At 60.5% G+C, this 6,259-nt stretch carries 7 protein-coding genes; 4 read left to right on the forward strand and 3 right to left on the reverse strand.

Annotated elements, in window-relative coordinates; translation table 11 throughout:
• Positions 1-309: 309 nt before the first annotated feature.
• Both ABX749_RS17640 and ABX749_RS17645 read right to left on the reverse strand, forming a co-directional pair.
• Positions 310-837, reverse strand: a complete 528-nt coding sequence (locus tag ABX749_RS17640; RefSeq protein ID WP_145220201.1) for an NADPH-dependent FMN reductase — start codon at positions 835-837, stop codon at positions 310-312.
• 60 nt (positions 838-897) lie between these two features.
• Positions 898-1,602: a hypothetical protein gene (locus tag ABX749_RS17645; protein WP_095739101.1), complete on the reverse strand. Its 705-nt coding sequence runs from the start codon at positions 1,600-1,602 to the stop codon at positions 898-900.
• A gap of 371 nt (positions 1,603-1,973) precedes the next feature.
• Here ABX749_RS17645 and ABX749_RS17650 point away from each other — a divergent pair, with 371 nt between their 5' ends.
• On the forward strand, positions 1,974-3,659 hold the full coding sequence (locus tag ABX749_RS17650) for a transglutaminase family protein (protein WP_372897124.1): 1,686 nt from the start codon (positions 1,974-1,976) through the stop codon (positions 3,657-3,659).
• Between the two features lie 228 nt (positions 3,660-3,887).
• Here the strand turns inward: ABX749_RS17650 and ABX749_RS17655 are convergent, their stop codons facing one another.
• Positions 3,888-4,340 (reverse strand): bis(5'-nucleosyl)-tetraphosphatase, encoded by a 453-nt coding sequence (locus ABX749_RS17655; protein ID WP_372897125.1) that lies wholly within the window; start codon positions 4,338-4,340, stop codon positions 3,888-3,890.
• A gap of 104 nt (positions 4,341-4,444) precedes the next feature.
• Between ABX749_RS17655 and ABX749_RS17660 the strand changes: the two genes are divergently transcribed.
• The 3 genes from ABX749_RS17660 to ABX749_RS17670 form a co-directional block, all read left to right on the forward strand.
• Complete coding sequence (locus ABX749_RS17660; RefSeq protein ID WP_095739104.1) at positions 4,445-5,005, forward strand: cob(I)yrinic acid a,c-diamide adenosyltransferase; 561 nt, start codon at positions 4,445-4,447, stop codon at positions 5,003-5,005.
• A 176-nt stretch (positions 5,006-5,181) separates the two neighbouring features.
• A complete protein-coding gene (locus ABX749_RS17665) occupies positions 5,182-5,520 on the forward strand; it encodes a P-II family nitrogen regulator (protein WP_095739105.1) in 339 nt (112 codons plus the stop codon).
• Between the two features lie 158 nt (positions 5,521-5,678).
• The coding region (locus ABX749_RS17670) for a DUF294 nucleotidyltransferase-like domain-containing protein (RefSeq protein WP_372897126.1) at positions 5,679-6,259 on the forward strand (581 nt) is incomplete at its 3' end.

Here is a 6,259-nt window from a genome sequence, read left to right on the forward strand (position 1 = left end):
CCCAAGTTCCGGTCGCCAACAGGCCGCCAACCCCAACGGGGTTGAACAGAGCAACACGGTTCGCCCGATTCACGCCGCGGTTTGCGCACCTCGGATTGTGCCGCGCCGTTTGTTGAACGCCGCTGGGGTTCCCCTGTCCTCTGCGCCCCCACCCGGAGTGCGCTTCGCGACTCCGGGCTTTGTTGTGGCACCGCTCTGCGGTGTGCACCACAGTGCGGTGCTTAGCCCAAAAGTCGCTCAGTAATACAATCGACGTCCCGAGCAGCGAGAGGAGAGCGTCTGAAGGCTGGACACCAACTGGAGGGGCGTCTACTCGCTTGACGCCAGGGCGTCGGCCAGACGCAGGGTTTCGGTGACCAGCAACTCGACGCGCGACTGGATGTCATCGTCGGCCAGTCGATCGCCTTCGAAGGATTCACCGGTCGCGTAGACGAACCGGGGCACGATGTGGCAGCGGAAATCCAGCATCAAGCTGTTGGCCAGCCCCATCGCGCTCATGTAGCTGCCGGCGCCACCGGCGGCCAGCATCATCGCGACGACCTTGCCGGTCCATTTTTTTCCCGTCAGCTCGACGGCATTCTTGATCGCCGCATTGACATCGAAGTTGTACACCGGGGACGCGATGAAGATCGCATCGGCCGTTTCGATCAGGTGTCCCAGATCCACGACTTTGGGATGACCATAGGCGGCCGCACCGTCGCAGAACGGCAGCGGCGTTGCGGAGAGGTCGAACCAGGCGACGTCTCGATGAGCGGCTTCGAGTCGCTCTCGGCAGGCGTTGGCAAGAATACGGCTGCGACTGCCAGGGTTCAAACTGGCGCTCAAGACCAAGATCATGATGGCGAAGTCCTGGGGGGCGAGGCGGATGACTTCGCGAATCGTAGTTCAGGGAGGCCGCTAGCAGCAACCCGACAAGTCGTCGCTGTCCATGCCCAGGCGGTGTTTCAGCGTGTTGAACTTGTCGAAATAGGCTTCGCTGCTGCTGTGGACATGTTCCGCTTCGGTGATGAACTTGATGTTTTCATCCGGATAGACGTCCGCCGAAATCAGCGTTTGTTCAAATTGTTCCAGTGGTCGCCCGTAGATGATCATCAACTTGTGTTCGTCCAGCTGGACCTCTTGCCGTCGTCCCGGGTTGATCACTGCGATCCCGGTGCAACCGTCGTTGAGCAGCAGGTCTTCGTGATCGAGCAGAATGCTTTTCAGGACGGGCACATCGATGTGCTCGCGATAGAGATCTTGCTGATGCGGGGCGAAGTGGTGGCTGGTTTCCAGCACCACATCGACGACGGGGCCGAGCCGGTCGATCAGATCCAGGAACAGGTCCATGATTCGATGCCGCGTCGCGGCGGCCATGATGACCGGCGTGCGAATCTGACTGTTGTCGTCGACGTATTCGTCAAATCGGAATCCCTGGCGTGGCACGACTTGCAGATCGTACGAGGGGCGAATCGCATCGGTCAGGTCAAAGGCACCGTAGGTGTCGATGCCCATATGCGTTTGCAGTTCCTCCTCCGTCAACGCTTCAAAGCTGCCCGGTGTGAAGATCGACCCTGTGTCTTCGACGGTGTTGTTACGGAGGATGCGTTTCAAAAAGCCCATGTCAGGCGGTCCGGTTCTTGGCGCGGGGGGATTGTTCACGGGAATGTTGGAGATCGGGCGAAAGCAAGCTGCCGCTCGGTCTACAGCCAACGCTAGGTCATGTGATGGACCGGGCGCATCGTTTCGCCAATCCGGAAATCCCGCCCCATGAAATCGTTGAGGCATGTTCGGATCAGGCGGATCAACCGGATCGACCCCTGCGATCGAACTCCTTCGCAAGGGCGGAAGGCGTTGTCCAGAGGCAACATTTCAAGGCGCTCGATGTGGACCCGGGGCAATTGATGTTGCGTCTGTGCCATAGGGAGCGATCGCCGGATATAGTGCAGGGCAGCGATGACTCGTCGCGAACCGTTCTTTTTCAGTGAAATCCGATGACACGTGTCTTGAATTTGCCCTGGTTGGTCCGTCTGTTTGGTTGTCTGTGCGTCGCGTCTCTGTGCGTCGCCTCGGGGTGCGGCGATTTGATTCCGCCGCGGCCGCCGATCGGGCCACCCGCTGCGCCGACCGCCGAGTCGGAGGACTCCGTCGCGTCGGATGCTGATGCGGTCGCCAGCGAGGACCAACCCCTGCAAGAGTCGTTCGAGGGGGACTGGGAAGCATGGTACGTCTACCGATTCGGCAGCCAAGTCGTGGGCGTGAGCGAAATCAAAGCGGCCGCGCGGATCGACGGCGAGCAGTTCGCCGCTGCGACCGAAGTGGAATACAGTCGCATCGAACGCTTGGTGTTTCGAACCGGCAAGGCGTCCTTTGTTCGCCGAATCACGCTGACGAGTGTCGAGTCGGTTGACGGTGCGCTGGAAAGTTTCCAAAGCGAAGTTCACGCCGGCCCGATCTCGTCGACCGCACGCGGGACACGCGGTCCGCAGAAGCTGGCAATTGAATTGTCGAGCGGCTCGGGACAGGAAACACGTCAACTCGATTGGTCGGCCGAGACGCGAGGGTTGTTCGCCTTGGAACAGACGCTGCGGCGACGTGGGATCGAAACGGGCCAGACCCGCCGCTTGCCAGTCCTGATGCCTGCGCTGCAATCGGTCGGGGTGATCGAATTGCATTGCACCGGCGACGCGTCGGTTCCGATGTTCGACGGCACCTATCGAACGCTTCGCGAAGTGGATGTGTCGACGTTTCAGGACGGTCAACCGGTCGATTCGCTGGTCGTCTGGATCGACGAGCAGGGCGTGATCCAGAAAACATTGCACCTCGGATTGCGGCTGGAATCGTTTCGGACCGATCGGGCGTCGGCCGAGGAACTCTTCCGTCGGCCTGACGATCGGCGAGTCCAGTTCAGTGTGACCGGCTCGCTACGGGCGGATGCCGATCCCACGGAGGTTGCGTTTGTCGTCAGCGACCCATCGCGATCGACCTCCGCGGACGATTCTGGTGAAACCCGCCCAGCCGATGCTGACCCGGCTAACGTGTTGCCGCTGCCGGCGGTTGCCGGGCAATCGGTAAAGCGCAGCGGCGATGTGGTGCAGGTGATGGTTTCGACGCGGGCGAAAACGCCGACGGGATTTGACGCGGACCGTTCGGTCGCCGAACCGATCGATACCGCCGCGACGCAGTGGATCGATCTCGGGCATCCGTCGGTGACCCGCATGGCCGGTGCGATCGGCGAGTTACCGATCCGGGACTTGGCGGAGCAATTGGCGCGTCTGGCGCAGAATGATTTGTCGCTGATCCCCCAAGGAGAGCTGCGGCCGGCGTCGGCGATCATTCGCAGCGGGCAGGGCGGACAGATGGATCACGCCGTGTTGATCGCGGCCTTGTTGCGTGCCAGACAAATCCCCGCCCGGGTCGTGTTTGGACTCTCGCGTTCCGAAGCGACGGAAAGTGCCACCGAGAATCGCGTCACGATGCATCTGGCCGCCTGGGTGGTGGCGTCGATCGAAGGGCGATGGGTTTCGATCGATCCGATGACGTCCCAGATCGACCGCGCCGATCAATTGTGTCTCAGCCGACCGGCCGGGGACGCCGATTTGAATGTGGTACTCGCGCAGGTCTTTCGCCGGCTGGGTGAGATCAACGTCGAAATCCGCGGTGCCAGTTACGGAGACTGACGGAGCCGTCGCGGGAAACAGGTAAGAAGATTTCAGAGGTAAGAAAATGGTGAAATGCTTCATCCCTTCGATTTGACCAATCTTCCTACCTTCAAAATTTTCCTACCCCACGACTCAGTCAACGAGCCCTGTTGCACCGGTGGGGAACAGCAGAATGATGGAGACGCGTTGTCGGGCGCCAAGTGACTGATCCCACAACGAACCCGCCCCGCTGGAGCTTCGTTCGTCTTATTGCTGTTGCTGTTGCTGCTCCAAATGGATTGCGACGGCTTCCAGCAGCGGATCGATCGTTTGGTTTTGGATGCGGTGGGGCGGTTTCCAGGGGAACCATTGGAATCCCGGGTGTTCGGTCAGGGTCGGTGTAAAGACCGCGTCAACCCAGCCGAGCAGGTAGACGACGGTCTTGTGAAAGATTTGGTCGCCGTGGCGTTTGTATTGAACCGGATAGCTCAATTCGAAACGAAAGTCGGGATCGATCTGAACGGAGTCGGTGGAGATCCCCGTTTCTTCTTCGGTTTCGCGGATCGCCGTTTGCAGATCGGATTCACCGGGATCGCAATGTCCTTTGGGCAAGTCCCAGCGGTCGTGATGACGCATCAGCAAGAATTGTCTCGGCTGAGCTCGCGTGACCAGCAACATGCCGGCGGCCCGTTTGGTCGGTGATGCGATCGGGTCTGTCATGGATTTCGGTTTTGCGGTTTCTTTGACACAGCGGACTTGTCGCCGGGGCGAATCGCCTTAAAAAGAACGGCGACAGGATTAGAACGAACTTGAGCGGGTGGGACATGAAAATCTATACGCGAACCGGTGACGCCGGGAGCACGGGTCTGTTCGGGGGGCCTCGGGTCTCCAAAGACGATGCCCGGATCGAGGCCTACGGAACGGTGGACGAACTCAATGCGGCGTTGGGCTGTGTGCGTTCGCTCGGCGAGGGCGGGGTGAGTGAAGGCGTCGATGAGCAGCTGGAGCTGATTCAGCGGGAGCTGTTCTCGATCGGTGCTGAGCTGGCGACTCCGAACCCCGACGAGCACGACCTGCGGGTGATCGGGACGACCCATGTCGCCCGCATTGAAGCGTGGATCGACGAGCACGAGAGCGGGCTGAGTCCCCTGAAGCAGTTTATTCTGCCGGGCGGGACCCAGGCCGCATCGATGTTGCATCTGGCCCGGGCGGTCTGTCGCCGCGCCGAACGCCGCGTGGTGACGCTGGGCGATCAGCAGGGGGTCAAGATTTCTGATGCGGTGATCGTCTACCTGAATCGGCTCAGCGATTATCTGTTTGTGCTCTCACGTGAAGTGAATTCGCAGGCGGGGATCGCCGACGTGCCCTGGCAGCGGCCGGTTTGACGATCAGCCGGCATCGGGTGATGCCGGCTCTGGGTTGATACCCGCTGGATGGAGTTCGGCTGACGAGTGTACAATGCAACCGACAGTAGGCTGCCGGGATTCACTTGGCGGCACGAGTACGACCTCAGTTCACCCTATGGGACTGGATTTCCAGCCGCATCCTCCGAGGCATAAACGTGAAAAAAGTTGAAGGCATCGTTCGGCACTTCAAATTGGAAGATGTCAAAAACGCGTTGACGGACCAGGGCATCCACGGGATGACGGTCAGCGAGGTACGAGGATTCGGTCGGCAAAAAGGCCACACGGAGATTTATCGGGGCACGGAATACGCGATCGATTTTGTCCCCAAAGTCAAGATCGAGGTGGTTTGTACGGACGAGAACCTGCAAACGGTCGTCGACACGATTTTGCAAACCGCCCAAACCGGGCAAATCGGTGACGGCAAAATCTTCGTCACCAATCTGGAAGATTCGATCCGCATCCGAACCGGTGAGCGGGGCGAAGAAGCACTCTAAACGCGGGTGCGGCCTGCCAGGCGATTCTCCTGCGGTGCATTTCGGGTTCCAGCTCCGTGGCCGGGGTCGCCGGCCCTGGGGAGGACTGATTTCGCTCACCCCAATCTCGGCGAACCCTCCGACGCCGGCATTCTTGGACCCTAGGCGGCGTGTTCGTGATGGCTGGTTCTTCGCTCTCGGATGTTGTTCTACGCGGCCGCGCGATCCTACGCGAGGGACGTGAGCGATGCCGCCGTCAGCATGACGCCGGGTCCCGCGGCACCCAGGTTTCCACGCTCGTCAGCGACCTCTATGACGACTTGGTGCTGGAAGTTTGGAATCAGGCTTGTGCCGATCATTTTGGTGGAGAAACGCCGGCGGGGGTCGCGTTGGTCGCCCACGGTGGTTTCGGCCGTCGCGATCTGGCGCCGTATTCGGATGCCGATCTGATGCTGATTGTCCGCGGGCGTTCAACCGCGGTCGCCGAAAAGCTGGCCCAATCGCTGACACGCGATTTGGTCGACATCGGGCTGGACGTCGGGTTCTCGTTGCGGACGCCCCGCGAAGCCTGTTCGTTGTCCTGGTCCGACCCGGTCATCTTTACCTCGCTGACCGAATCGCGATTCCTTGCCGGCAGCTTGAAGGTGTTCAAGCGTTTCTTCCAATCGCTGCGACACGGAGCGGTTCGTCGTGGCGGACGTCTGGTTCGCGATCTGATCGAAGCGCGACGCGAAGAACGCAACAAGTGGGGTGACACCAA

The sequence above is a fragment of the Stieleria sp. genome, from assembly GCF_041595215.1.
GTDB classification, from domain to species: domain Bacteria; phylum Planctomycetota; class Planctomycetia; order Pirellulales; family Pirellulaceae; genus Stieleria; species Stieleria magnilauensis.

Excerpts from the sequence above, each read along its gene's own strand:
- ABX749_RS17650 (WP_372897124.1), top strand. The coding sequence starts at position 1,974 with ATGACACGTGTCTTGAATTTGCCCTGGTTGGTCCGTCTGTTTGGTTGT.
- ABX749_RS17655 (WP_372897125.1), bottom strand. The coding sequence starts at position 4,340 with ATGACAGACCCGATCGCATCACCGACCAAACGGGCCGCCGGCATGTTG.
- ABX749_RS17640 (WP_145220201.1), bottom strand. The coding sequence starts at position 837 with ATGATCTTGGTCTTGAGCGCCAGTTTGAACCCTGGCAGTCGCAGCCGT.
- ABX749_RS17660 (WP_095739104.1), top strand. The coding sequence starts at position 4,445 with ATGAAAATCTATACGCGAACCGGTGACGCCGGGAGCACGGGTCTGTTC.
- ABX749_RS17645 (WP_095739101.1), bottom strand. The coding sequence starts at position 1,602 with ATGGGCTTTTTGAAACGCATCCTCCGTAACAACACCGTCGAAGACACA.